Annotated in this window: 20 protein-coding genes and 1 pseudogene; 14 read left to right on the plus strand and 7 right to left on the minus strand. The window is 52.5% G+C overall.

The window, feature by feature from the left end; all coding sequences use genetic code 11:
- Positions 1 to 79: 79 nt before the first annotated feature.
- The 3 genes and pseudogenes from AC2FCQ_RS21725 to AC2FCQ_RS21735 form a co-directional block, all read left to right on the plus strand.
- Positions 80 to 562 (plus strand): annotated as a pseudogene (locus AC2FCQ_RS21725) (CS1-pili formation C-terminal domain-containing protein); the annotation flags it as partial.
- Positions 552 to 2,186 (plus strand): fimbrial adhesin EcpD, encoded by a 1,635-nt coding sequence (gene ecpD, locus AC2FCQ_RS21730; protein WP_209632379.1) that lies wholly within the window; start codon positions 552 to 554, stop codon positions 2,184 to 2,186. The pseudogene AC2FCQ_RS21725 and the gene ecpD, both read left to right, overlap by 11 nt.
- 10 nt (positions 2,187 to 2,196) lie before the next feature.
- Positions 2,197 to 2,859, plus strand: a complete 663-nt coding sequence (locus AC2FCQ_RS21735) for a fimbria/pilus periplasmic chaperone (protein ID WP_490308999.1) — start codon at positions 2,197 to 2,199, stop codon at positions 2,857 to 2,859.
- 10 nt (positions 2,860 to 2,869) lie between these two features.
- Here AC2FCQ_RS21735 and AC2FCQ_RS21740 read toward each other — a convergent pair whose 3' ends face one another.
- Together AC2FCQ_RS21740 and AC2FCQ_RS21745 are read right to left on the minus strand one after the other, a co-directional pair.
- The gene (locus AC2FCQ_RS21740; protein WP_490308998.1) at positions 2,870 to 4,336 is read right to left on the minus strand and encodes a sensor histidine kinase; all 1,467 of its coding nucleotides are present in this window, start codon (positions 4,334 to 4,336) and stop codon (positions 2,870 to 2,872) included.
- A 3-nt stretch (positions 4,337 to 4,339) separates the two neighbouring features.
- Positions 4,340 to 5,053, minus strand: a complete 714-nt coding sequence (locus AC2FCQ_RS21745; protein WP_265556353.1) for a response regulator transcription factor — start codon at positions 5,051 to 5,053, stop codon at positions 4,340 to 4,342.
- 150 nt (positions 5,054 to 5,203) lie between these two features.
- Between AC2FCQ_RS21745 and AC2FCQ_RS21750 the strand changes: the two genes are divergently transcribed.
- The 4 genes from AC2FCQ_RS21750 to AC2FCQ_RS21765 all read left to right on the plus strand — a co-directional run bounded on the left by AC2FCQ_RS21750 (position 5,204) and on the right by AC2FCQ_RS21765 (position 7,520).
- Positions 5,204 to 5,815, plus strand: a complete 612-nt coding sequence (locus tag AC2FCQ_RS21750; protein ID WP_265556354.1) for a cytochrome b/b6 domain-containing protein — start codon at positions 5,204 to 5,206, stop codon at positions 5,813 to 5,815.
- A gap of 10 nt (positions 5,816 to 5,825) precedes the next feature.
- On the plus strand, positions 5,826 to 6,614 hold the full coding sequence (locus tag AC2FCQ_RS21755; RefSeq protein WP_265556355.1) for a molybdopterin-dependent oxidoreductase: 789 nt from the start codon (positions 5,826 to 5,828) through the stop codon (positions 6,612 to 6,614).
- 61 nt (positions 6,615 to 6,675) lie between these two features.
- Positions 6,676 to 6,981 carry a pentapeptide MXKDX repeat protein gene (locus AC2FCQ_RS21760; protein WP_209632385.1) on the plus strand — a complete coding sequence of 102 codons (306 nt, stop codon included), beginning with the start codon at positions 6,676 to 6,678 and terminating at the stop codon, positions 6,979 to 6,981.
- Positions 6,982 to 7,049: 68 nt separating this feature from the next.
- On the plus strand, positions 7,050 to 7,520 hold the full coding sequence (locus AC2FCQ_RS21765) for a YkgB family protein (protein ID WP_490308997.1): 471 nt from the start codon (positions 7,050 to 7,052) through the stop codon (positions 7,518 to 7,520).
- Positions 7,521 to 7,568: 48 nt separating this feature from the next.
- Here the strand turns inward: AC2FCQ_RS21765 and AC2FCQ_RS21770 are convergent, their stop codons facing one another.
- A complete protein-coding gene (locus AC2FCQ_RS21770) occupies positions 7,569 to 9,608 on the minus strand; it encodes a choline transporter (protein WP_404760033.1) in 2,040 nt (679 codons plus the stop codon).
- A gap of 414 nt (positions 9,609 to 10,022) precedes the next feature.
- Here AC2FCQ_RS21770 and betI point away from each other — a divergent pair, with 414 nt between their 5' ends.
- The 3 genes from betI to betA all read left to right on the plus strand — a co-directional run bounded on the left by betI (position 10,023) and on the right by betA (position 13,978).
- Positions 10,023 to 10,619, plus strand: coding sequence for a transcriptional regulator BetI (betI, locus tag AC2FCQ_RS21775; protein ID WP_209632388.1), 597 nt, complete (start codon positions 10,023 to 10,025; stop codon positions 10,617 to 10,619).
- 20 nt (positions 10,620 to 10,639) lie between these two features.
- Complete coding sequence (gene betB, locus AC2FCQ_RS21780) at positions 10,640 to 12,112, plus strand: betaine-aldehyde dehydrogenase (RefSeq protein ID WP_490308996.1); 1,473 nt, start codon at positions 10,640 to 10,642, stop codon at positions 12,110 to 12,112.
- Between the two features lie 198 nt (positions 12,113 to 12,310).
- On the plus strand, positions 12,311 to 13,978 hold the full coding sequence (gene betA / locus AC2FCQ_RS21785; protein WP_404760031.1) for a choline dehydrogenase: 1,668 nt from the start codon (positions 12,311 to 12,313) through the stop codon (positions 13,976 to 13,978).
- Positions 13,979 to 14,118: 140 nt separating this feature from the next.
- Here the strand turns inward: betA and AC2FCQ_RS21790 are convergent, their stop codons facing one another.
- The 3 genes from AC2FCQ_RS21790 to AC2FCQ_RS21800 form a co-directional block, all read right to left on the minus strand.
- A complete protein-coding gene (locus tag AC2FCQ_RS21790) occupies positions 14,119 to 15,741 on the minus strand; it encodes an FMN-binding glutamate synthase family protein (protein WP_490308995.1) in 1,623 nt (540 codons plus the stop codon).
- Positions 15,742 to 15,911: 170 nt separating this feature from the next.
- On the minus strand, positions 15,912 to 16,502 hold the full coding sequence (locus AC2FCQ_RS21795; protein ID WP_209632392.1) for a LuxR family transcriptional regulator: 591 nt from the start codon (positions 16,500 to 16,502) through the stop codon (positions 15,912 to 15,914).
- A 22-nt stretch (positions 16,503 to 16,524) separates the two neighbouring features.
- Entirely contained in the window at positions 16,525 to 17,241 is a 717-nt protein-coding gene (locus tag AC2FCQ_RS21800) for an EAL domain-containing protein (protein WP_404760029.1), read from the minus strand.
- 516 nt (positions 17,242 to 17,757) lie between these two features.
- Here AC2FCQ_RS21800 and AC2FCQ_RS21805 point away from each other — a divergent pair.
- From AC2FCQ_RS21805 to AC2FCQ_RS21820, 4 genes are read left to right on the plus strand one after another with little or no spacing between them, the layout of a single operon-like run.
- Positions 17,758 to 18,297 carry a fimbrial protein gene (locus tag AC2FCQ_RS21805; RefSeq protein WP_209632394.1) on the plus strand — a complete coding sequence of 180 codons (540 nt, stop codon included), beginning with the start codon at positions 17,758 to 17,760 and terminating at the stop codon, positions 18,295 to 18,297.
- Between the two features lie 49 nt (positions 18,298 to 18,346).
- The gene (locus AC2FCQ_RS21810) at positions 18,347 to 19,033 is read left to right on the plus strand and encodes a fimbrial biogenesis chaperone (protein ID WP_209632395.1); all 687 of its coding nucleotides are present in this window, start codon (positions 18,347 to 18,349) and stop codon (positions 19,031 to 19,033) included.
- Between the two features lie 12 nt (positions 19,034 to 19,045).
- On the plus strand, positions 19,046 to 21,640 hold the full coding sequence (locus tag AC2FCQ_RS21815; protein WP_209632396.1) for a fimbria/pilus outer membrane usher protein: 2,595 nt from the start codon (positions 19,046 to 19,048) through the stop codon (positions 21,638 to 21,640).
- Between the two features lie 8 nt (positions 21,641 to 21,648).
- Positions 21,649 to 22,722 carry a fimbrial protein gene (locus AC2FCQ_RS21820; protein WP_209632397.1) on the plus strand — a complete coding sequence of 358 codons (1,074 nt, stop codon included), beginning with the start codon at positions 21,649 to 21,651 and terminating at the stop codon, positions 22,720 to 22,722.
- 83 nt (positions 22,723 to 22,805) lie between these two features.
- Here AC2FCQ_RS21820 and AC2FCQ_RS21825 read toward each other — a convergent pair whose 3' ends face one another.
- Positions 22,806 to 23,261: a helix-turn-helix domain-containing protein gene (locus AC2FCQ_RS21825; RefSeq protein WP_490308994.1), complete on the minus strand. Its 456-nt coding sequence runs from the start codon at positions 23,259 to 23,261 to the stop codon at positions 22,806 to 22,808.
- Positions 23,262 to 23,384 lie beyond the last annotated feature (123 nt).

Raw genomic sequence — 23,384 nt, forward strand, 5'->3', positions numbered from 1 at the left:
AGCTGATAGAAACAGAAGCCACTGGAGCACCTCAAAAACACCATCATACACTAAATCAGTAAGTTGGCAGCATCACCCCCGGGTAGATGGGCGGACGGTGAAGCTGACCGGCAACAAGAACTATGTCCCCTTATCGCCGTATGGCCAGTACGACGTCGAACTGATGAATAACAAAAACTCGGCGGAAAGCTTTGATATCGTCACCAAGCGCAAGAGCAAGCTGACGTTATATCCGGGCAACGTAGCGGTGATCTCGGCGGAAATTAAACAGATGGTCACGGTGTTCGGCCGCATTAAGGCTGAAGACGGCACGCTGCTGGCCAATGCCTATATCAAAAACCATATCGGCCGCACCCGTACGGACGAGAAAGGTGAATTCATCATGGATGTCGACAAGAAATTCCCGGTCATCGACTTTACCCACAGCGGCAACCAGAGCTGTGAAGTGGATTTGGATCTGAGTAAAGCGCAGGGTGCCGTGTGGGTCGGTGATGTGGTCTGCACCGGGCTGAAAACCTATGCCGGCAACACACAGGCAGGAGACATGATTAATGAAGGCTAATATTGCGCTGCTGCTCATGCTGTGGGTTGTTTTGCCGTTGCGCGCTGCGGTTACCGTCACCAACTGGCCGAATGCCGCGACGGTGAAATATGTTTTCGTCGAAAACAATGCAGACGATAACTTCTTTGTCACGCCCGCAGGGGCATTGGATCCGCGCATGACCGGTGCCAATAAATGGACCGGGCTAAAATACGGCGGATCCGGCACCATCTATCAGCAAAGCCTGGGTTATGTGGATAACGGCTACAACACGGGGCTGTCGACGAATTACCGCTTTGACATGTGGCTGGAAGATGCGCCGATCAAGAATCCGTTTCTCGGGTTACGCTGCATTAACTGGTATGCCGGCTGCAACATGGATACCAGCCTGATTTTGCCGCAAACTACCGATGAAAAGGGGTTTTATGGTGCGGTGGTGACGGCGGGGGGAGCAAAATGGATGCACGGCATGATGTCCCCGAGCTTCTATCAATACTTGAAGCAACTGGCCGCAGGTGATGCGTTTAGTATGCAGATCAATAGCTGCCAGTCTCCCGATGTTTACGATGCCAGTAACGGGGAGCGTTGCCAGAATCAAGCCAGGGGCAACTGGTACAAGCGCACTGTGACCCACAGCAAGGCCGCCCATCTGCGGTTTATCAACACCAACGCGGTGTCGGAAGTGTTTGTTAACAGCGACGGCGTGCCGATCATTGGCGAGGGGAATGCCGACTGCAAAAACCAGACGATAGGTGCGCGTTCCGGCATCATGTGCAAAATGGTCAGTTACGATCTGCAAACCGACGGCAGCGTCAGTAATACCTCCATTCATGTGTTTCCGGCGATCAACAATGCCGCGCTGACGTCGGCAGTTAACGCGGCTGACTTGCAGTTCAGCCTGAACGGCAACAACTGGAAAAACACCTCAGGCACTGGCAGCTACTACACCTTTAACGAGCTCAAGAGCAGCAACGCGATTTACGTCTTTTTCGGCAGTAATTTCTTTAAACAGATGGTGAAACTGGGTATTTCCGACAGCGGCACCCGCGAATTGATTAATTTCCGTTTCCAAAATACCACCTCGCCGGAATCCGGTTGGTATGAGTTTTCCACGTCTAATCAGCTCATCATCAAGCCCCGTGATTTCAGCATTAGCATCATCGCTGACGACTTCGACAATCGGCCCTATCGAGAAGGTTACGTTGGCCCGGCAGAGCCGCCGCTGGAGTTCGGGTATATCGTTACGACCAGCGGGAAGACGGCGGCCGATCGGGTCAGCGTGATGGCTACCGGCCCGACGCAGGTCATTAATGGGATAAGTTACTGCGTGTTTTCCTCGGCGGATAGCCAAACCCAGGTGCCGTTCCCTGCGACGCTCAGCATAACCACCAGCACCAACAGCCAGCAACACTATGACGCTGGTTGCGATGGACAGTGGCATGACATGACCAATGCGCTATGGAGCAGTACACCCTGGAATGACATTTCCGGCGAGGTCGGGGTGTTAAACAAAACCCGGGTGAAATTCAGTATCCCGATGAATAACCCGATTTCGCTTAAGACGATTGCCGGTAATGGTTGGTACGGTGACGTCAGCGCAGCTGGGGAGATCCATGTTGAAGCCACTTGGCGCAACATTAACTAGGGGCGGCATCGTGAGACTCTGGCTGTTTTGGCTGCTGTACCTGCCACTTAGCGTGGCGGCGATGAATGTCGGTACTTTGACGTTCACCATGGATCAAGACCAATCGTTCACCGCCAAACGGGTGTTGAACAATAATCGCAGTGCACGTATTTATCAGGTGATCCTGCGTGCTATCGACCGACCGGGCGAAAATGAAGCCCGCAGCCGCCCGGCAGACGGAGAGCTGCTGTTTGCGCCCCGTCAGCTCCAACTGCAGGCGGGGCAGGGTGAGTATTACAAGTTCTTCTATCGTGGCCCACAGGATAACCGCGAGCGTTATTACCGGGTGTCATTCCGCGAAATTCCGACGCGTTCTATCGACCCGGCGGCGCGCCAGACCAACGGGGCCAATCTGGAGCCGATAGTGGTGATGGACACCATTCTGGTGGTGCGTCCACGCCAAACTAACTTCGCCTATCGGCTTGATTTGCAGCGCGGGACGCTGACGAATACCGGTAACACCTACTTTAAATTTCTGCTTAAACCCGGCTGTGACAGCACAGATGAAGAAGGCATCACCGAATACCTGCGCCCCGGTGATACGCTGACCCATGCCGGTATTCGGCTGAAAGGGCAGAAATTTATTATCTACAACGACAAATTTATCAGCGTCGATAAAAGCTGCCTTAACTGACAATAAAGGGCTAGCGCAACGGGATAGAAAAACGGAAACAGGCTCCGGTTTGTGGTCGATCGACCAGTTGGATATCGCTGTCGTGCAGTAGCAAAATACGTCGAACGATCATCAATCCCAGGCCACTGGCATGCCGACGGGCGCTGCTCAGAATGGAAGGGCGCATAAACAAGTCGGCGCGTAATTCTTGTGGGATACCCGGGCCGCTGTCATTGACCTGCACCAGGACTTTGCCTGCCTGTTGCCACAAACGCACCTCGATCTCGCCGCCTTGGGGGGTATGACGAATGGCGTTATCCAAAAGATTGGTCAGTACCCGCTCAATCATGCTGACATCGGCAAACACCAACGGAATACCGGGGGTGATATCCGCCAGTAGTCTTTGTTGGCGAGCCTCGGCCGCCAACTCGAACTTCTGGAATACGTCCTGTACTAGCTCACTCAGAGAGAAGGGTTCTTTCTGCGGTTTTACCACGCCATATTCCAGCCGTGCCAGCTCAAACAGTTCCTGTGCAAGCCGGCCCACTTTGCGGCTTTGTGCCAAGGCGATCTCCAGATAACGCTGGCGATCGTTTTCACTCAGGCTGGCGGATTTTACCGACAGTGTCTCCAGATAGCCGTGCAATGAGGTTAGCGGGGTACGCAGGTCGTGTGAAATATTAGCGATAAACTCGCGGCGCTGTTGATCCTGTTGCGAAAGCGACTGCCACTGCTCGGCGATACGCCGCGACATGCGATTAAATGCCTGTTGTAATCGGCTGACCTCATCACGCCCGTCGCTGTCAACGGGCAGTGCAGCATAGGCTTGTACCGCGGCAATCCCGCCGCTATCAAGTTCACTGACCTGGCGGGTAAGACGGCGGATAGGCCGAGTCACCCAATAGAAAGCGCAACCGCCAGCCACCAGGCTAAATAGCACCATCAGGCCTGATGACCACAGCGCCATGGTCACCGCCGAGTTAAACGACGCATTGCTGGCCAGGGCGTCGTAATCTTCGCCGAGCAGCACCACATATAAATAGCCTTCAATCTGACCATTGACCTTCAATGGCGCGGCGCTGAAGACTTTTTTGGCATCAGGGTTACGTGGGTCATCGCCGTAAACCGGCATGTTGGCGCCATTGAGTAGCGCCTGTATCGGCAGTAAATCCACTTTCTGCCGTTTCAGATGGCCCGCCGGCGCTGCGTTACCAATGATGTCGCCCTGTTTGTCGAGCAGGTAGACCTCAACGCTGGGGTTTACTGCCATCAGTTGATTGAACAAGCCATGCACCGAATCTGCATTTAGCCCATTTTGCCCAAGCAGTGGGTTACTGTCGGCAATGTGCTGCGCCAGATTACCGGACAATCGTTGGATCACGGCCTGGCTGTACTGGGTGCTGCTACGTACCTGCATCCAGCCGGAAATAGCACAGCTGACCACCATCAGCAGCGCGAAAATCAAGGTCAGACGTTGCGTTAGCGTAAGATTTTTCATGGTTCACTCTTGCGGCGCTGCCGCGAATTTATAGCCCATACCCCACACGGTGAGGATGCGCTCGGGTTCCGCCGGGTTAGATTCGATCTTGATGCGCAGCCGGTTGATATGCGTATTTACGGTGTGCTCATAGCCTTCATGCTGATAGCCCCACACCTGATTGAGCAGGCTGAGGCGGGAAAAGACCTTTCCAGGGTGTTTGGCAAAAAAATACAACAGGTCAAATTCACGTGGGGTCAGATCGATCGCCTGTTGATTCAAATGCACCTCACGCGCAATCGGATCGATGATTAACCCGTCAAAACTCAGGGTACCGGCGTCCATCTTCAAGTTGCGACTCATCGCTTCCTGGCGGCGAAACAGCGCTTTGACCCTGGCCACCAGCTCCAACATTGAAAAGGGTTTGGCGAGGTAGTCGTCAGCACCCAGTTCCAACCCGAGTACGCGGTGTACTTCGCTTGATCGCGCGCTGGTGATGATGATCGGGGTGTAACGCGTCATGTTGCGTGCACGGCGGCAAATCTCCAGCCCATCAATTCCTGGCAGCATCAGATCGAGGATTAGCGCATCCCAGCCGCCCTGTTCCAGCATCGCCATACCGACGTTACCATCGGCGGCGTGGCTGATGTCATAACCCTCGTCACGCAGATGTAATTGCAGCAGCTCCGCGATATTACCGTCATCCTCGACGATTAAAATTTTCTTTGGCTTTTCCATTCTTCTCACCGCTGATTGCCAGACCTTATTGAAGTCTACACAACCCCCGTAGTCGGAGTTATCACATTTTATTTAACTTTGCGTGAGGTCTTGGGGAACAAATCAGTTGGATACTCAGCCCATCGAAATCACGCCGTCTGGAGAGACACCATGGCCATGTCCATTACGCCGGATAAAACCGAGTTGATCCATCCGCTGTGGCTGCGTTTGACACACTGGCTGAATGCGTTGGCGATGCTGATCATGGTGACCAGCGGCTGGCGCATCTACAACGCTTCACCCTTATTTAACTTCAGCTTTATGAACGAGCTGACGCTGGGCGGTTGGTTGGGGGGCGCGTTGCAGTGGCACTTTGCCGGCATGTGGCTGTTTGGGATTAATGGCTTGTGTTATCTGCTGATAAATCTGTTCAGTGGCCGCCTGAAACGCAAATTTTGGCCGCTGAGCCCCAAAGCCTTGCTGAGCGATCTGTTTGCCGCGTTGAGGGGCAAGCTCGGGCACAGCGATTTACGGCACTACAACATGGTGCAACGCGCGGCTTATCTGTTCGTGATGGTTGCCGGTGTGGTGATGGTGCTCTCTGGCCTGGTGTTGTGGAAGTCGGTGCAATTTCCGCTGCTGCGTGAGTTGCTCGGTGGCTATGACGCGGCACGCTATATCCACTTTTATGCCATGTCGGCGCTGGTGGGTTTTGTTCTGGTGCATTTGGTGATGGTGGCGTTAGTGCCACGCACGCTGTTGGCCATGTTGCGTGGACGTTAAGGAGAACCCGATGAAATCGGATAAAAACCCCATTAGCCTGAGTGAAGGGCGGGAGATTGTCAGAGAAGCGCAGCAGTTACTGGCGCGCCAACTGGCGTCTTCCTCACGCCGGCGCTTCCTGCGCAACGGATTGACACTGGGCGGTATTGCGATGCTCACCGGCTGTGACATCAGTGATAACACGCATGTGGAACAGGCGTTGAATCGTATCTCGCGGTTTAACGATCGGGTACAAGGCTGGTTGTTCAACGCCGACCATTTGGCCCCGGTATATGCTGAGTCGATGATCACCCGTCCGTTTCCGTTCAACGCGTTTTACGCCGAGGAGGAGGCACCGGATATCAAGGGTGACGACTACCGGCTTGAGGTCAGCGGCCTGGTGCTGAATAAACAGCCCTGGACACTGCCGCAATTGCACAGCATGACGCAAATCAGCCAGGTAACGCGCCATATCTGCGTTGAAGGCTGGAGCGCCATCGGCAAGTGGGGTGGGGTGCCGTTCTCGCAATTTCTCCAGGCGATCGGTGCAGACTTGAGCGCCAAATATGTCAGCTTCAAATGTGCCGACGACTATTACACCAGCATTGATATGGCCACGGCGCTGCATCCACAAACCATTATGGCGCTGACCTACGACGGCCAGATCCTGCCGCGTAAATATGGCTACCCGATGAAGCTGCGTATGCCGACCAAACTCGGCTACAAGAATCCGAAACATATTCAGGTGATTGAAGTCACCAATCGTTTCCCTGGTGGTTACTGGGAAGATCAAGGTTACAACTGGTTTGGCGGCAGCTAACGGCTGCCCTGAACACTCCCCCTGCACGACACGTGCTTTTTAAATGAGAGAAGGAAATACCATGAAAAAGTTATTCGCAATGATGATGTGTAGCGCATTGATGTTGGGTGTTGCAGGTGCAAATGCTGCAGACAGCATGAGCAAAGACGCAATGAAAAAGGACAGTATGAGTGCAATGTCCCATGACGGGATGGCCAAAGACAGTATGAAGAAAGACTGCATGGGCAAGGACTGCATGAAAAAAGATTCCATGAGTAAGGATGCGATGAAACATGACGGCATGAAGAAAGACAGTATGAAAAAAGACAGCATGGCCAAAGACGGCATGAAAAAAGATGAAATGAAAAAAGACGCGATGGGGCAGTAAACCGCCGTGCCCCGCAGCCGGACAGCCGGTTGTTTTAGCTCGGCTGCGGGCAGAATAAGGGAGGAACGATGATGCAGGCAATATGGCTGCAGCGCTTTAGGCGCTCAAACTGGGATGTGGCCTTTATGCGGTTGGCGTTGGTGGTGATCTTCGCCGCCTTCGGCTATGCCAAGTGGTTTGACTATGAAGCGCAGGGGCTGGTGCCACTGATTGGCAACAGCCCACTGTTGGCCTGGATGCACGATGTGTTTGGCATTCGCGGTGCCAGTTATGTATTGGGGGTCGCCGAGTGGAGCTTTGGCCTCTTGCTGTTGGCGGGTTTCTGGTCACGACGTTTGGGATTGTTGGGGGCCGCGGGATCGACGCTGACCTACCTGACCACCCTAACGCTGATCTTCTCTACGCCGGGCGCTTGGGAAGCCTCGGCCGGTGGGTTTCCGGCGATGGGCGGTGCCACCGGCTTTCTGCTAAAGGATCTGGTGCTGTTGGCGGGTTCGATACTGTTGCTAAAATCCGATTTGCCTGGCGAGATATCGTAAAAAAGGGCGCAGCTTAAAAAACTGCGCCCTTTGGCCGTTTTGAACGGATCACATATCCGGGAAGGTCAGGGTATTGCCCGGAGCCTCGCGGTGGATGTGCACGAAGTTCAGGTGTTTCTCGTACTGATCGAGGATATCGCCGATCACCTGCTCTTTACTGTAATCCATCAGGTCGTTACCTTGGGTACCTTCCATCAGGAAGGTTTCCAACCGGTAATAATGCGACTTGCCGGAGCGGGCGCGATAGGTAAAGCCCGGCACGGAGTAACGCTGTGGCCAGATCTGATAGATAAAGTTTTGTTCATCTCCCAGATGCACCAGCAGTTCCAGATGGCTCAAGCGCTCATCTTCGGCTGGTGGCACCTCACTGAATTCCACTTTGGCACCGCGCAGTTCCAGTTCACGCGCCACTTCTTGCATCGCCGGTCGGCAGCGGGTATCCAGCATTTTCTGCGTGTATTGAGTGCCAGGGTAATTCATCACCCGCGACAGTCGCTGCTTCCAGTTCAGCACGTCGTTGCTGGATACCGGCATCGGTGCGGAGGTGTTCAGCGCGCTGGCTTTGCGGTAATCCTCTACCCGCAGCGATTTATACAGCCCGGCCATCACGAAGAAGATCACAAAGCTGAACGGCAGGCCCATGATCACCGTGGTTTTTTGCAGTGCAGGTACGCCGTCGGTCATCAGCATGCCGATGGTCAGCAGGCCAATCGTTATAGACCAGAAAATACGCAGCCAGTTGGGCGCATCGCTGTTGATGTCGCTCAGACGCGAGGTGAAATTGCCCAGAACCAGTGAACCGGAGTCTGCCGAGGTGACGTAGAACAGCAAACCGGTAATGGTTGCGACGGAAGCGCTGAAGGTAAAGCCCGGATACTGTGCCAGCAGGCTGTAGAAGCCGCGTTCAGGGTACTGCATCACTTCCTGCGCGAACGCCGCGTTGCCATGAATAATCTGGTAAAGCGCGCTGTTTCCGAAGATCGACAGCCAGAGCAGGGTAAACACGAAAGGAATAATCAACGTACCGAGCACAAACTGGCGGATGGTGCGTCCGCGAGAGATTCGTGCCAGGAACAAGCCGACAAACGGCGCCCAGGCAACCCACCAGGCCCAGAAGAACAGCGTCCAGTTGTTCATCCATTCTACAGGCCGATCGAAGGCGAAGCTGTTGAGCGTCATCCCCATAAAGCGGTTGATGTAGTCGCCGACATTGAGCACCAGGGCATTGAGCAGGAACTCAGTATCACCGAAGAACAACACAAACAGGATCAGCCCCAACGCCAACAGCACATTGAGTTCGGACAAAATACGGATGCCTTTATTGACGCCAGAGGTTACCGAGATGGTGGCCATGATCACCGACAGCAGGATCAATGCACCCTGTACCGTCAGGTTTTCCGGCACGTGGAACAGGACCTTCAACCCGTAGTTCAGCTGTACTACGCCAATGCCAAGCGTTGTGGCGATACCGAAGATGGTACCCAGCACGGCCGCAATGTCTACACTGTGGCCGATCGGTCCGTTGATGCGTTTGCCGAAAATCGGGTAGAGCGCCGAACGGATGGTCAACGGCAGGTTATAGCGGTAACTGAAGTAACCGAGCGCGATGCCCATCAGCGCGTACATCGACCAACCGGTCAGTCCGTAGTGGAACAGCGTCCACACCATGGCCTGGCGGGCGGCTTCCATTGTCTGGCCCTGGCCCTCCGGTGGCATCATATATTGCGTCACAGGTTCGGCAACGGAGAAGAACATCAGGTCGATGCCGATGCCTGCGGCGAACAGCATCGCCGCCCAGCTCATCAGGCTGAATTCGGGTTTCGACTGTTCTGGCCCAAGCTTGATCGAACCGAAGCGCGATGCCGCAATAAACACCACAAATACGATGTACAAGGTGGCGGCCAGCAAGTAGTACCAGCCGAAGGTGGTTGACACCCAATTCAGGGTGCGGGTGATCCATCGCCCGGAGAAATCGGTAAAAAAGATGGTCATCAGTGAGAAGGCCAGTATCAGCCCTGCCGAGGTAAAGAAAACCACAGGGTTAAGCCCATCCTGTTGTGGTTTTGAGGAGGTTTCGCGTGTTGTCATCGTCTTCCTCTGTTTTTTTAACAACTGAGTAAAATCGTGCCCACACACCAGCCTGAACAACACGCAGGTGCCGTCCGGGAAACAGTGCGGATAAAAGCTGCGGCAATCGCTATTTTGCTTGCCAAAGATTGCCGCTTTGCTTGCTAACGGAACAGAAAATCGTTCCGTGCTGGGAACCGCTTACAGACACTGATTTTGGTCAGATTCGTTAAATACCTCACAAAAATCAGCCAGTTCCACAACCGAAAAGTACATTTTTGTAACCAAGCGGTAATAAAATATATTCAATTTTTATTGAACGTTCAATCAAAAAAAAGTTTAATGGTTGGCATGAAGACCACGTTCGGCAGGTGAAAATAGCGTGAAATTTCGCCGCTGAGATGAGGCCGAAGTCGGTTTTGTGAGAGTCGAATTATGCCAAAGGTAGGAATGCAGCCAATCAGAAGGCAGCAGTTGATAGATGCCACGCTGGCCGCGGTAAACGAAGTGGGAATGCATGACGCTACCATCGCGCAAATAGCGCGGCGGGCCGGGGTTTCCAACGGCATCATCAGCCATTATTTCAAGGATAAGAATGGCCTGCTGGAGGCCACCATGCGTTATTTGATTCGCCATTTGGGTGAGGCGGTAAAGCTGCGGTTGCAGGCGTTGAGCGATCACGCTCCGGCGTCACGGTTGCAGGCAATCGTCGCCGGTAATTTTGACGACAGCCAAATCAACAGTGCGGCGATGAAAACCTGGTTGGCCTTTTGGGCGAGCAGCCTGCACCAGCCGCAACTTAACCGGCTGCAACAGGTAAACGGCCGCCGTCTGTATTCCAACCTGTGTGCTGAATTTAGCCGTGTATTGCCGAAGGCAGAGGCACGATTGGCAGCGAAAGGGCTGGCGGCGTTGATCGACGGCCTGTGGCTACGCAGCGCATTGCGTGGGGCTGCGTTCAATCAGACACAGGCGATCGCACTCACGACCGATTACATTACGTTCCAACTCAGGGGGCACACGCCACCTTGAGGACAACCTAAGGAGAACCTATGTCCCGTTTTGGCTTACAGAAGCTCTATATTAATGGTGCCTATGTAGACAGTACCGATGGAAAAACTTTCAACGCGGTGAACCCGGCGAATGGTGAAGTGCTTGCCGAGATCCAGTCCGCCAGCGTTGAAGACGTCAACCGTGCGGTGGCCAGTGCAGCCAGCGGACAGAAGGTATGGGCGGCGATGACGGCGATGGCTCGTTCTCGTATCTTGCGCCGTGCGGTGGACATTCTGCGCGAACGCAACGACGAGCTGGCCGCGCTGGAAACCTTGGATACCGGCAAGGCCATGTCAGAAACCACGGCGGTGGATATCGTCACCGGCGCCGACGTGTTGGAGTATTACGCGGGGCTGATCCCGGCGATCGAAGGCCAGCAGATCCCGCTGCGCGAGAGCGCTTTTGTGTATACCCGTCGTGAACCGCTGGGCGTGGTTGCCGGTATCGGCGCATGGAACTACCCGATCCAGATCGCCTTGTGGAAGTCTGCGCCAGCCCTGGCGGCAGGCAATGCGATGATCTTCAAACCGAGTGAAGTGACCTCGCTGACGGCGTTGAAACTGGCGGAGATCTACACTGAAGCCGGTTTACCTGACGGTGTATTCAACGTGCTCACCGGCAGCGGCGCAGACGTCGGCCAGTACCTGACCGATCACCCGGGTATCGCTAAGGTGTCGTTCACCGGTGGGGTGAAAACCGGTAAAAAAGTGATGGCCAACGCGTCAAGTTCAACGTTGAAAGAAGTCACTATGGAACTGGGGGGCAAATCACCGCTGATCATCTTTGATGATGCCGATCTGGACCGTGCGGCTGATATCGCCATGATGGCCAACTTCTACAGTTCCGGTCAGGTCTGCACCAACGGTACGCGCGTATTTGTGCCGGCAGCGCTGCAGGTACAGTTTGAAGCCAAAATCCTCGAGCGCGTAAAACGCATTCGTCTGGGTGACCCAACTGATCCACAAACCAACTTTGGCCCATTGGTCAGTTTCGCGCATATGGAATCCGTGCTGCGTTATATAGAAAGCGGCAAGAACAGCGGCGCACGCCTGTTGTGTGGCGGTGAGCGTGTGACTGACGGTGATTTCGCCAAAGGGGCTTATGTGGCGCCGACGGTATTTACCGACTGCAGTGACGAAATGGACATCGTGCGTGAAGAGATCTTCGGGCCGGTAATGAGCATTCTTAGCTATCACAGCGAAGAAGAAGTGGTGCGCCGCGCCAATGACACGACTTTCGGCTTGGCAGCAGGTCTTGTGACGAATGATCTGACCCGCGCCCACCGGGTAATCCACCAGTTGGAAGCCGGAATTTGCTGGATTAACACCTGGGGCGAATCGGCGGCTGAAATGCCCGTCGGCGGTTATAAGCAATCTGGCGTCGGCCGTGAAAATGGCCTGACAACGCTGGAGCACTACACCCAGATCAAGTCCATTCAGGTAGAGCTTGGCGAGTATACCTCCATATTTTAAGTATCCCATCATCGATTAAATGCTTGTCTGGGAATCCCTAAGCTATTAATCATAAAAATATATACCCAATGGATTTCAAGTCACAGCTAGGCGGCAAGTGCGAGAGTCCCCAGGAGCTTACTTAAGTAAGTGACTGGGGGGAGCGCATGCAGCCAACAACGCTGTGGCTTGAAAGACGAAGGGTATAAGGAGATATCGATGGAATTCGATTACATCATCATCGGTGCCGGCTCGGCCGGTAACGTATTAGCCACCCGTTTAACCGAAGACGCCGACGTCAGTGTGCTGCTGTTGGAAGCCGGTGGTCCGGATTATCGGATGGATTTTCGTACCCAGATGCCGGCCGCGCTGGCATTCCCGCTGCAAGGCCGTCGCTACAACTGGGCGTATGAAACTGACCCTGAGCCACACATGAACAATCGCCGCATGGAGTGTGGCCGTGGCAAGGGGTTGGGTGGTTCGTCACTGATTAACGGCATGTGCTACATCCGCGGCAACGCCATGGATTTTGATAATTGGGCGAAGGCACCGGGTCTGGAAGACTGGACTTATTTAGACTGCTTGCCCTATTTCCGCAAGGCGGAAACACGCGATATTGGACCCAATGATTTTCACGGCGGCGATGGCCCGGTGAGTGTCACGACACCGAAAGCCGGTAACAACGCGTTGTTCCACGCGATGGTGGAAGCCGGTGTCCAGGCGGGTTATCCACGTACCGACGATCTGAACGGTTTTCAGCAAGAAGGTTTTGGGCCGATGGACCGCACCGTCACGCCGAAAGGGCGTCGTGCCAGTACCGCCCGGGGCTATCTGGATCAGGCGCGCTCCCGTCCGAATCTGAAGATTGTGACCCACGCGTTGACCGACCGCATTCGTTTCGAAGGCAAGCGTGCCGTGGGCGTTGATTATTTACAGGGCGAGAGCAACTCTCTCACCCGCGCGCGCGCGCGTCGAGAAGTTCTGCTGTGCGCAGGTGCAATAGCTTCGCCGCAGATTTTACAGCGTTCCGGCGTTGGTCCTGCGTCATTACTGAACCGTCTGGACATTGATCTGGTGCACGATCTGCCCGGCGTGGGTGAGAACTTGCAGGATCATCTGGAAATGTACCTGCAATACGCCTGCAAAAAACCGGTGTCGTTGTACCCGGCGCTACAGTGGTTTAACCAACCGAAAATTGGCGCGGAATGGCTGTTTAACGGCACCGGCATTGGCGCCAGCAACCAATTTGAAGCGGGTGGCTTTATCCGCAGCCGCGAAGAGTTTGCCTGGCCAAACATTCAGTACCATTTCTTGCCGGTAGCGATTAACTACAACGGCAGCAACGCGGTGAAAGAGCACGGTTTCCAGGCGCATGTGGGTTCTATGCGTTCTCCAAGCCGTGGCCGTGTGCAGGTGAAATCAAAAGATCCGCGCCAGCATCCGAGCATCTTGTTTAACTATATGGCGACAGAGCAGGACTGGCAGGAATTCCGAGACGCTATTCGCATCACGCGCGAAATCATGGCGCAGCCGGCACTGGATGAATACCGTGGCCGTGAAATCAGCCCAGGCCCGGAAGTCCAGACCGACGAACAGTTGGACGCCTTTGTACGCGAGCATGCTGAGACCGCTTTCCATCCTTCCTGCTCCTGTAAAATGGGTGAGGACGAGATGGCGGTGGTGGATGGGCAAGGGCGGGTGCACGGTATGGAAGGCCTGCGGGTTGTTGATGCGTCAATTATGCCGCTGATCATTACCGGCAACCTGAATGCCACCACCATCATGATTGCTGAGAAAATTGCCGATCGTATCCGCCAGCGTACGCCGCTGCCACGAAGTACTGCCGAGTATTACGTGGCTGGCGATGCTCCGGCACGCAAACTGTAACCCAACATGTCCTCTCGCCGCTGAAGGGAAGGGCTGCTGTAGCAAGCAACCCCCTCTCCAAAGTTCTTCCCCGAGGCGGGGGGCACTTCATCTCTGTCATTCTTCTCGCTGCACCTTGAAACTGCGACGTCTAAATCGGCTTAAGCCGGCAGGGCGATCGCCTGATCGAAACTGTTTGGCGTCGCCATGCGCCACATGCGCGCATAGAAATCACTTTCTATTTCTTTCTGCAGCAGTGCACCGGGTTCCAGGTAATAATAGATGTCGGCATAAACCTTGATTTCAGTTGAGGTAATGCGGCGTAGCATATGATGAGAAGTGAGCTCTTCCGGTCGACTGACCCCAGCAGCGGCCAGCATTTCTGCCAGTGCTTTCACGGTATTCTGGTGGAAATGATAAACGCGCTCTGCTTTGTTGGGCACCACCAAGGCTTTCTGCCGCAGTGGATCTTGGGTAGCAACGCCGGTTGGACAATGGTTGGTGTGGCAACTCTGAGATTGAATACAGCCGACAGCGAACATAAAGCCGCGTGCTGAATTCACCCAATCGGCACCTAATACCAATACGCTGGCGATATCAAAGGCGCTGATGATTTTACCGCTGGCACCAATCTTGATGTGGTCACGTAATCCGCAGCCTACCAGGGTATTGTGCACGAACAATAACCCCTCGCGTAACGGCATCCCCATGTAGTTGGATAACTCGAGCGGCGCAGCGCCGGTCCCGCCTTCTTTGCCATCCACCACGATAAAGTCCGGCAATATTTGGGTTTGCAGCATTGCTTTGGCGATGGCGACAAATTCCCACGGGTGACCGATGCACAGTTTAAAGCCCACGGGTTTGCCCCCAGACAATTCACGTAACTGCTGAATGAAATGCATCATTTCCACGGGCGTGGTGAAGGCGCTGTGTGAGGCTGGCGAAATGCAGTCCACCCCTTCAGGTACCCCACGCGTTGCCGCAATTTCCGCATCCACTTTTTTAGCCGGCAGAATACCGCCATGACCGGGTTTCGCCCCTTGGCTCAGTTTGATTTCAATCATTTTCACCTGTGGGGTTTTAGCCTGCTCGGCAAAGCGCTGCGGATCAAAATGGCCGTCTGCGGTGCGGCAGCCGAAATAGCCACTGCCCAGCTCCCACACCAGATCGCCACCGTTTTCACGGTGATAGCGGCTGATACTGCCTTCGCCGGTGTCATGATAGAAATTTCCTTTTGCCGCCCCCAGATTGAGCGCACGAATCGCGTTGGCCGACAGTGCGCCGAAACTCATGGCCGAGATATTAAAAATTGAGGCGGAGTAAGGCTGGCTGCAATCCGGGCCGCCTATTGCGACACGGAAACTGGTTGGATCGGATACGGCAACCGGCCGCATGGAGTGGCCAATACATTCGTAGCCGGTTTGATAAACGTCTAACTGGGTCCCAAAGGGTTTGTCGCCCATCTCATTTTTGGCACGACGGTAGACCAGCGTGCGCTGGGTGCGTGAGAACGGGATCTGCGCGTTATCTTCTTCCAACAGGTACTGGCGTATTTCCGGACGGATAAATTCGAAGAAAAAGCGTAAACGGCCGATGATGGGGTAGTTACGGCAGATGGCATGGCGTTGCTGGGTGAGGTCGTAAACCCCCAGTACACTCAGTGCGCCAAAAATGATTACCGGCAGCCAAAACCAGGGCTGGTGGGGCAATAGCGTCAATGACGCCAGCGTCAGCAAGAGGCTTAAGACAAAGCAGGTATAACGGCTGAATAACGATGACTTCATAACATCTCCTGATGTTTTTTTAATCCAGACGACATGACTCTCGGGATAATCCCGTGAGTGAATCGTAACCAATAGGCAGGAGTGTTATGTGGCTGTTGCTGCTTTGTCGTTCGTTGTTACATAAATTTAACGAGGGGCGTTACTCAGGCCGCCGGGGGGCGGCCTGGCAATCACTTGTTGGCGACAAAAATCGTGCTCATGCTACGTAACCGCAGCTTTTTCATCGCGCTGTATTTCTGCGAAAAAATCGTTTTGGGGTGAGTACCGCGCTTTTGGGCAATATGCAGTAGGCTGTCACCGCGCAGTAAATTGAAGATGACGTCACTTTCTGCCGGGCTAAGTTCCCGGGTTTTCTGCATTTTTATCCCGCCAGGCTCTTTGCTTTCCAACAGGTTTTGTATTTTTTCCTGCAGCGAATAAAGTGGAATACGCGTAGAGACCAATTCAACGGAAATCCCCAGGATCGACAACAGCTTTACTACGCGCTCATCATCATAAAAAACCAGCAGCCGCGTTTTAGAATTGTATTGCTGATGGAGAGATACAAGGCTTTCGATGACGTTGACGCTTTGTTCCAGATTTTGTGAGGTGAAGATCAGCGCGATATCGTGCTTAATTATTTTCTCCGCCTTAGCGCCACCATGCATAAAATCTGAAAACAGCCTGATATCGTACTTGCCGTAATGTTTTTTCAGTAACACCGAAAGGCCGACATAGCTGTACTTACACTCACTAATAACAAGGACATTGTTTTTAGACATAATGGAGAACACCCATAATGAGTTAAAAGTATTCAGCTGTAAGAAGCGAGTTCAAATCCTTGATGTCGGATTCCTTCCACAGCTTTCCCTGCAGTGCGTAATATGGCATTTCGTCCAGCCATTTTTTATGTTCGGGAGTTTCTACTCCTTCGATAATTACCTTGTAATGATTAAGGTAAAAAAAGCGCAATAAAGCGCGCATTAAACCCTCGCCACCGGACTTCTTCATAAAGTCCCATAATAAAAAACGGTCGAGTTTAACGAAGCGGAACTGGCTGTTATACAACGCGGAAAACCCCGCATAGCCTGAACCAAAATCATCGAGCCAAAATGAATAGCTCTTCAGTGAGGGATCGCCATGAACACGGTCTTTTACTAACCGAGTCGAGTTTTCACTGATTTCGAAATGAATACATCGGGTGGCGCTAATTCTTTCTGCAAAATGGCTATTGGCCAGAGAACGAAGAGAATGGTCGTCTACATTTAGTGTTGCGATAACCTGGTTTTCACGAAACCAGTGGTTATATTTTTCTATCAGACTGACCTGATCCAACAAAATCTCAATTCGCGTGGCGCTATCAGCTGTACGAAAGAACTGTTCAGGAGAGAAATGGGCATATTCACTATTAAAAGTGAATCTTGATAGACACTCAACGGCCAGCAATTGTCCCGATTTTGCGAACATAGGCTGGAAAACATAATTAATTCCGTTATTTTTCTCTCTAAAAGAACCGCGCATTCCTCAATCCCTTGATTGATGTGTAACTGTTTGTTTTTTAAAGCATAATTTAATGAAATTTGGCTGTTTATGGGTAAATGTCTTATTTAAAGCAGCCAAGATGTGCAATGCCGCTTACAGACCATCAAAGGGGCTTTTTGTCGCGAATTCTAAAGTGCTCAAAAGGTAACAAAATGTAAATATACGGAATAATGTACTGATAATTAGGTCTTAAGACAAAATGTCCGACTGCATGGCTTTCCAAAACACAGATTATTCCTATTCGATTGAATCGTCAACATCGATCGATAGGTATTTGTTGATAGTTTATTCCTATCAAGAGGGGGGTTATGAATGTTTTAAACGATTTAACAATAAGAATGCCGTTGGTCTATATTTCGTCCGGCAATGGGTTCATCGAGGCAACACTCCTTTTAAGCAAGGAGTGCTATCGCTGAGTGTATGCTCAGTGCCGGGGATTAATATATTCGTCTGTCACTGAATCGATTATTTTATTGTTTTTCTATGGAGCTGGAAATGAAAAAAGTATTATTGCCTTTGGCTGCGCTGGTATTGTCCGTAACTGCTTCTAACGCAATGGCTGCGAATGGCACTGTTAAATTCACCGGTGAAATCAAACAGTCTACTTGCCAGGTAACTAGCGATACTCAAAATAAAGAAGTTTATTTGGGTACTTATCCTACTTCTGCATTCCAAAATGTTGGCGATAAGTCTGCATCTAAAGCTTTCCAGATCTCTCTGGAAAAATGTGATGCTGGCGACTACAGCCTGCGTTTTGATGGCAACACCGTTGCTGGCAACCCTGACCTGCTGTCTGTAAGCAACGTTGGCGGCACTGGCACAGCAGCTACCGGTGTTGGTATCGAAATTACCGACAACAACGGCAAACCTTTCGCTATCGGCGATGGTAGCAACATCAAAGACGACGTAGCTAAAGTGAGCGTTGATGCTGCCGGTACCGCGACCTTCAACCTGCAGGCTCGCTACCGTTCATTCGCTGGTGTGACCGCTGGTCTGGCAAATGCCACCAGCCCGTTCACCATCGAATACAAATAATTGATCTTTTAGGACACAAACGGCCAAGGATGGCCCGTAGAGGAAACCGATGAAAAAGTTCTTTGCTGCTCTGCTGATGCTGGGCACTTTTAGCAGCTACGCCGGGATCCAGGTAGATGCCACCCGGGTAATCTATAAAGGCTCAGATAAATCAGCCTCGCTGCCGATTCATAATGATGCTGCTGAAGCTTATATGGTGCAAACCTGGTTGGATACCGGTGACAGAAATCAGGTGCCGAAAAATCTGCCGATTGTAGTGGTTCCACCGATCCTGAAATTGGATGCGACAAAGACCGCTATTTTACGCTTTATTTATTCCGGTACTGGTCTTCCACAAGATAAAGAAACTCTGCTGTGGATTAACGTGCAGGAAATACCACCCGCACCGAAGCAGGAGAATGTGCTTCAGGTTGCAGTGCGTACCCGAATTAAACTTTTTTATCGACCGGTGGCGTTGAAAACGACGCTGGACGAGCAAGTGCAAAAATTACGCTGGCAGCGTGAAGGTTCACGTTTGCAGGTGATTAACGATGGCCCTCTGCATATTACCTTTGGGGCGCTGCATTTGAAAAATAGCGCGGGTAAGACCGTAGATGTCGATGCCAACATGGTGAATCCAGGCGAGCGCCTTGCGATCAACATCCCAGCAGGCGTCAGCGCGAGTAACAAAATTTCGTTCAGTTATATCAATGATTTTGGCGGTAGAACGGAAGTCAAGGACGTTCCAGTACAATAAGAGAGACAGGGAATGGCACATCAACGAAAAGTAGCATGCGGAACGACACGGCTGACACAGTTGATCCGGATTGCAATCATTGCCGCCGCCGCGCCGATTTTATGGAGTGAAGCAGCGCTGGCAGAATTTAACATGTCGTTTGTACACGGCAATGAAAACTTGAGTAACGCCGAAGCCGTGGCTCAGGGTGATGCGTTGCAACCTGGCGTCTATCCATTTGATATCTACGTCAACTTGACCCAGGTCGATCATAAAGATGTTACTTTTCGTCAGGTAAAAGGGCAGGCTGCATCTCAGCCTTGCCTTAAAGTTGAAGATCTGTTGAATTACGGTATTAAACTGCCGGAAACCCTGCCGGCAGGCAGCTGTGTTGATTTACCTGCTGTGATTAAAGACGCCGCTGTCAGCTATGACGCAGCAGTGCAGCAAATTAATATTTCTGTACCACAGACCATGATGGATTTGAGCGCTGTAGGTGCAATCCCATCAAGCATGTACGATGAAGGCATTAACGCCCTGTTCGCCAACTATACCTTCAATTACAACAAGAACAGTTATCGTCGCGATGATGCAGATGACAGCGAATATACTTTCCTGTCGCTGAACAGTGGCCTCAACGTGGGAAGATGGCGCTTGCGCAATAACTCCACGCTGGATAAGCAAAGCGGCAGCAGTGCAAACTGGACTAACCTCTCATCTTGGGCGGAAACTGACATTGCGCCATGGCGTAGCCGTTTGATCATGGGTCAGGCCAGTACCAACAACAACGTATTTAACAGTTTCCAGTTCCGTGGTGTTCAGCTTTCCAGCGTAGACGACATGCTGCCTGACAGCTTGCGCGGCTATGCACCTGTGGTTCGTGGCATCGCGGCAACCAATGCCCGGGTAGAGATCCGCCAGAACGGTTACATTATTTACAGCACTAACGTGGCGCCGGGTCCTTTTGAGATCCATGATGTTTACCCACATACCAACAACGGCGACCTGATTGTCACCGTTAATGAAGCCGATGGTTCCCATAAAACCTTCAGCGTAGCCTATTCATCCGTGGCAAATATGCTGCGTGAAGGCATTTGGAACTTCCAACTGACAGCCGGTAAATATCACAATGGCAATGGCGGTTATCAGCCTAATCTGATCCAGGGTACGCTGGCGCGTGGCATGAACTATGGCCTGACGCCTTTTGGTGGGGTGGTTATGGCTGAGCACTATCGCTCCGCGGCTTTGGGTGTAGGTAAAAGCCTGGGGTCATGGGGGGCAGTGTCGGTTGACGGTTCTATTTCAGATACTGAACTGGCTAATGGCGATCGTAAACAAGGCCAGAGCTTCCGTTTCCTGTATTCCAAATCGCTTAACCAGATGGGAACCAACTTCCAACTGGCGGGCTATCGCTATGCTACTTCGGGCTATTACGATCTCAGCGACGCAGTCGAAGAGCGTAATCGCTGGCGCAATGGTGTTTACGCGAATGATTACTGGGATCCGAATGATTTGCAGCCGGGCCAGCCATCCTGGAGCAATAACCAGAAGCGTACGCGTTACACCGCTCGCTATGGTAACAAACGCGAACGCGTTGAATTGTCGCTCAGCCAGCAATTGTGGGCAGGTGCCAATTTATATGCCAACGTTAGCCATCAGAACTATTGGGGCGTTTCCGGTAACGATCGTACCATTCAGGTGGGCTATAACGATGGTTACAAGCGTATTTCCTACGGTGTTTATCTGCAAGATACCCGTGGCCAATATGGTTATTCCGATCGCAGCGTAAACTTCACCGTTTCGGTACCGCTGGATTGGGGTCAGAACAATAATTCGACCACTGCCAACTTCAGTGCAGCACACAGTAAACAGAGTGGGGACAGCTATTCCACCGGTATCAGTGGAACCATGCTGGACGATCGTCGTATGAACTACTCGGTGTCTACTGGGCATACGCAGTCTTCGGGCCAGAACAGCAACCTGAATGTGGGTTACAGCAGCAGCATCGGTAACATCGACGGTAGTTACGCGTATAGCAATAACTACCGCCAGGCTGGGCTTGGCCTGTCCGGTGGCCTGTTGGTGCACTCGGGTGGTGCCACCTTAACGCAGCCGTTGCAGAACACAATTTTGCTGGTGGAAGCCAAAGACGCTAAAGGTGTGCGCCTGGAAAACCAACCGGGTGTGACGATCGACCGCTTTGGTTATGCAGTGGTGCCATCGGCTAACCCGTATCGCTACAACTATGTTGCTTTGCGTACCGAGGACTTCGGGCCAGGGCTGGATGTACCTATAGCCAGTAAGCAAGTGGTTCCGACAGAAAAATCAGTGGTGAAAGTCACCTTCGATACCTTCAAAGGTGTCAGCCTGTTGATTCATGCCCGCCTCGGGAACGATAACTTCCCCGCGATTGGCGCCAGCGTGTTCAACGAAGATGGTCGCAACAGCGGCACTGTGGGCCTCAATGGCGACACCTATGTTTCCGGTGTAAAACCGGGTGAAAAACTGACGATTAAATGGGGCCCGAAAGCCGATCAGCAGTGCGTACTGCCAATCCCGGCCAGCGTGGGTAACCAACAAGCGGGTATGGGATATCAGGAACTGACCCTGCAATGCCAAAAACTCTAAGGTGCACCATGAAATTTAATACATTTGGACGTAAAACACTTTTGTCACTAGTGGCGCTGACGGGGTTGATGGCGGCACAGCAGGCGGCGGCAATGCAGTGCCGCTTCGGTAACTCGACCAGTTCGGCCAACCCAACCGGCACCGTAACCCAGGATATCGACGTTGGACGGCCTATCGTGCTGGCCGCCAGCGACTTTGTTGCGGGTAATTTGATATGGCGTTCGCAGAACTTTACCTCCACCTTTACTTGCTGGGATACCGATAATTATCCGAGGGGGGAGAACGCCTATATCTATTGGAACCCGCAGAACTCGTTCGGTGCTCTGGACAAATCACTGTCTATCGGCGTGTCGATCAACGGTGTTGATTATGATTCGATTAACCTCAAGCAGAGTTCCAATAGCCCGACGGGGCCGAATTTAGGTCCGGGTACCAAACCGGGTAGCAACAGAAGGAAGGCTGACCCTCAAGCGGTCACTGCCACCTATTCGGTCTACATCAAAGCCACCGGGGTGAAACCGCCAGCGGGCAATTTCCCGGCATTGGGACGTGCTTCGTTGTTCCAGATTGATGGTGTGCTCGGTCTGAATGCCACCAAAGACAGCAACTTTAACGCCTATATAAAAGGGCTGGACAAGATCCGCGTGATTCAGTGTAACCCGCAGATCAGCGTGCTGGCGAATAATGGCGCCAGCGTTGATTTTGGTGTGTTGAGCACCACCAGCGCAAAAACGGGGACGGTTGCTAAGCAGGTCCCGTTTGATATCAAAGCGACGTTGTCGGGCGGTGAGTGTGCAGGGCAATCATTACAGGCGAGTTTTAGCAGCAACAATTCGGATCCTTCAAATAACACGCAGATTTTGCCTACAACCAAACCAGGTGTAGCCATCTTCTTGACCCAGCAGCGTGATACTAATAAGAAGCCGATCCCATTACAGACCAACGTAGACTTTGGTGGTGTATTACAGGATAAGCAGAACGAAGTGTCTGAAACCTTTATCGCTAACCTGAAATGGCTGACGAATACGCCGACTCCAGGGGTATTCAACGCGACAGCTAACGTAGACGTCACCTTCAAGTAATAGCATGCAGTAAAAATGCCGCCCCTTTTAAAACACCAGCACGGTGCTTAAAAGGGGCGGCATTTTGCTATTCTGTGGGTGCCTTATTGCCCCATCCAGTTGCCACATTTACCTTCCAGACATTTCCCCGCATACCACAGATGTACGCCCGGTGACTCATGGCGATGCCCGTTCAGGGGTTCTATGGGCTGTGGAGACATCTCTGCGACATCCCAGCGGGTAGTGCGGCGATACACCGCCGGTGTTTTGCCAAACTGTTTTTTAAACGCGCGTGAAAAAGAAGGCTGGGAATCGAAATGATATTGCAGGGCGATGTCGAGAATGGGGCGAGGGCTTGAACGCAGCGCCTGCGCGGCCTGCGACAGACGCCGCTCGCGGATATAGCTGCCCAGCGCATGCCCGGTGGTGGTGCGGAACATCCTTTGTAAGTGCCACTTGGAGTAGCCTGACTTGGCCGCCACGTTGTCTAACAGCAGTGGCTGATCAAGATGAGTTTCAATCCAGTCCAGCAAATCATGAATGATATTAACGCGATCCATTGTTTAAGTTCTCCCGCGGGTACGACATTCAGGTCACAGTAGGTAATGGTAATTATCCAAGTTAGTTCTTTGATAATAGGCTGCGTAACCGGGTTACGCAAGTGTTAACTGGGGTGTAAAAGG

The sequence above is a fragment of the Serratia sp. CoH_134_PS_4 genome (genome assembly GCF_058190535.1).

Bases quoted from the DNA above. Each gene is read 5' to 3' on its own strand.
- ecpD (WP_209632379.1), top strand. From the start codon at position 552: ATGAAGGCTAATATTGCGCTGCTGCTCATGCTGTGGGTTGTTTTGCCG.
- AC2FCQ_RS21740 (WP_490308998.1), bottom strand. From the start codon at position 4,336: ATGAAAAATCTTACGCTAACGCAACGTCTGACCTTGATTTTCGCGCTG.
- AC2FCQ_RS21745 (WP_265556353.1), bottom strand. From the start codon at position 5,053: ATGGAAAAGCCAAAGAAAATTTTAATCGTCGAGGATGACGGTAATATC.
- AC2FCQ_RS21750 (WP_265556354.1), top strand. From the start codon at position 5,204: ATGGCCATGTCCATTACGCCGGATAAAACCGAGTTGATCCATCCGCTG.
- AC2FCQ_RS21755 (WP_265556355.1), top strand. From the start codon at position 5,826: ATGAAATCGGATAAAAACCCCATTAGCCTGAGTGAAGGGCGGGAGATT.
- AC2FCQ_RS21760 (WP_209632385.1), top strand. From the start codon at position 6,676: ATGAAAAAGTTATTCGCAATGATGATGTGTAGCGCATTGATGTTGGGT.
- AC2FCQ_RS21765 (WP_490308997.1), top strand. From the start codon at position 7,050: ATGATGCAGGCAATATGGCTGCAGCGCTTTAGGCGCTCAAACTGGGAT.
- AC2FCQ_RS21770 (WP_404760033.1), bottom strand. From the start codon at position 9,608: ATGACAACACGCGAAACCTCCTCAAAACCACAACAGGATGGGCTTAAC.
- betI (WP_209632388.1), top strand. From the start codon at position 10,023: ATGCCAAAGGTAGGAATGCAGCCAATCAGAAGGCAGCAGTTGATAGAT.
- betB (WP_490308996.1), top strand. From the start codon at position 10,640: ATGTCCCGTTTTGGCTTACAGAAGCTCTATATTAATGGTGCCTATGTA.
- betA (WP_404760031.1), top strand. From the start codon at position 12,311: ATGGAATTCGATTACATCATCATCGGTGCCGGCTCGGCCGGTAACGTA.
- AC2FCQ_RS21790 (WP_490308995.1), bottom strand. From the start codon at position 15,741: ATGAAGTCATCGTTATTCAGCCGTTATACCTGCTTTGTCTTAAGCCTC.
- AC2FCQ_RS21795 (WP_209632392.1), bottom strand. From the start codon at position 16,502: ATGTCTAAAAACAATGTCCTTGTTATTAGTGAGTGTAAGTACAGCTAT.
- AC2FCQ_RS21800 (WP_404760029.1), bottom strand. From the start codon at position 17,241: ATGCGCGGTTCTTTTAGAGAGAAAAATAACGGAATTAATTATGTTTTC.
- AC2FCQ_RS21805 (WP_209632394.1), top strand. From the start codon at position 17,758: ATGAAAAAAGTATTATTGCCTTTGGCTGCGCTGGTATTGTCCGTAACT.
- AC2FCQ_RS21810 (WP_209632395.1), top strand. From the start codon at position 18,347: ATGAAAAAGTTCTTTGCTGCTCTGCTGATGCTGGGCACTTTTAGCAGC.
- AC2FCQ_RS21815 (WP_209632396.1), top strand. From the start codon at position 19,046: ATGGCACATCAACGAAAAGTAGCATGCGGAACGACACGGCTGACACAG.
- AC2FCQ_RS21820 (WP_209632397.1), top strand. From the start codon at position 21,649: ATGAAATTTAATACATTTGGACGTAAAACACTTTTGTCACTAGTGGCG.
- AC2FCQ_RS21825 (WP_490308994.1), bottom strand. From the start codon at position 23,261: ATGGATCGCGTTAATATCATTCATGATTTGCTGGACTGGATTGAAACT.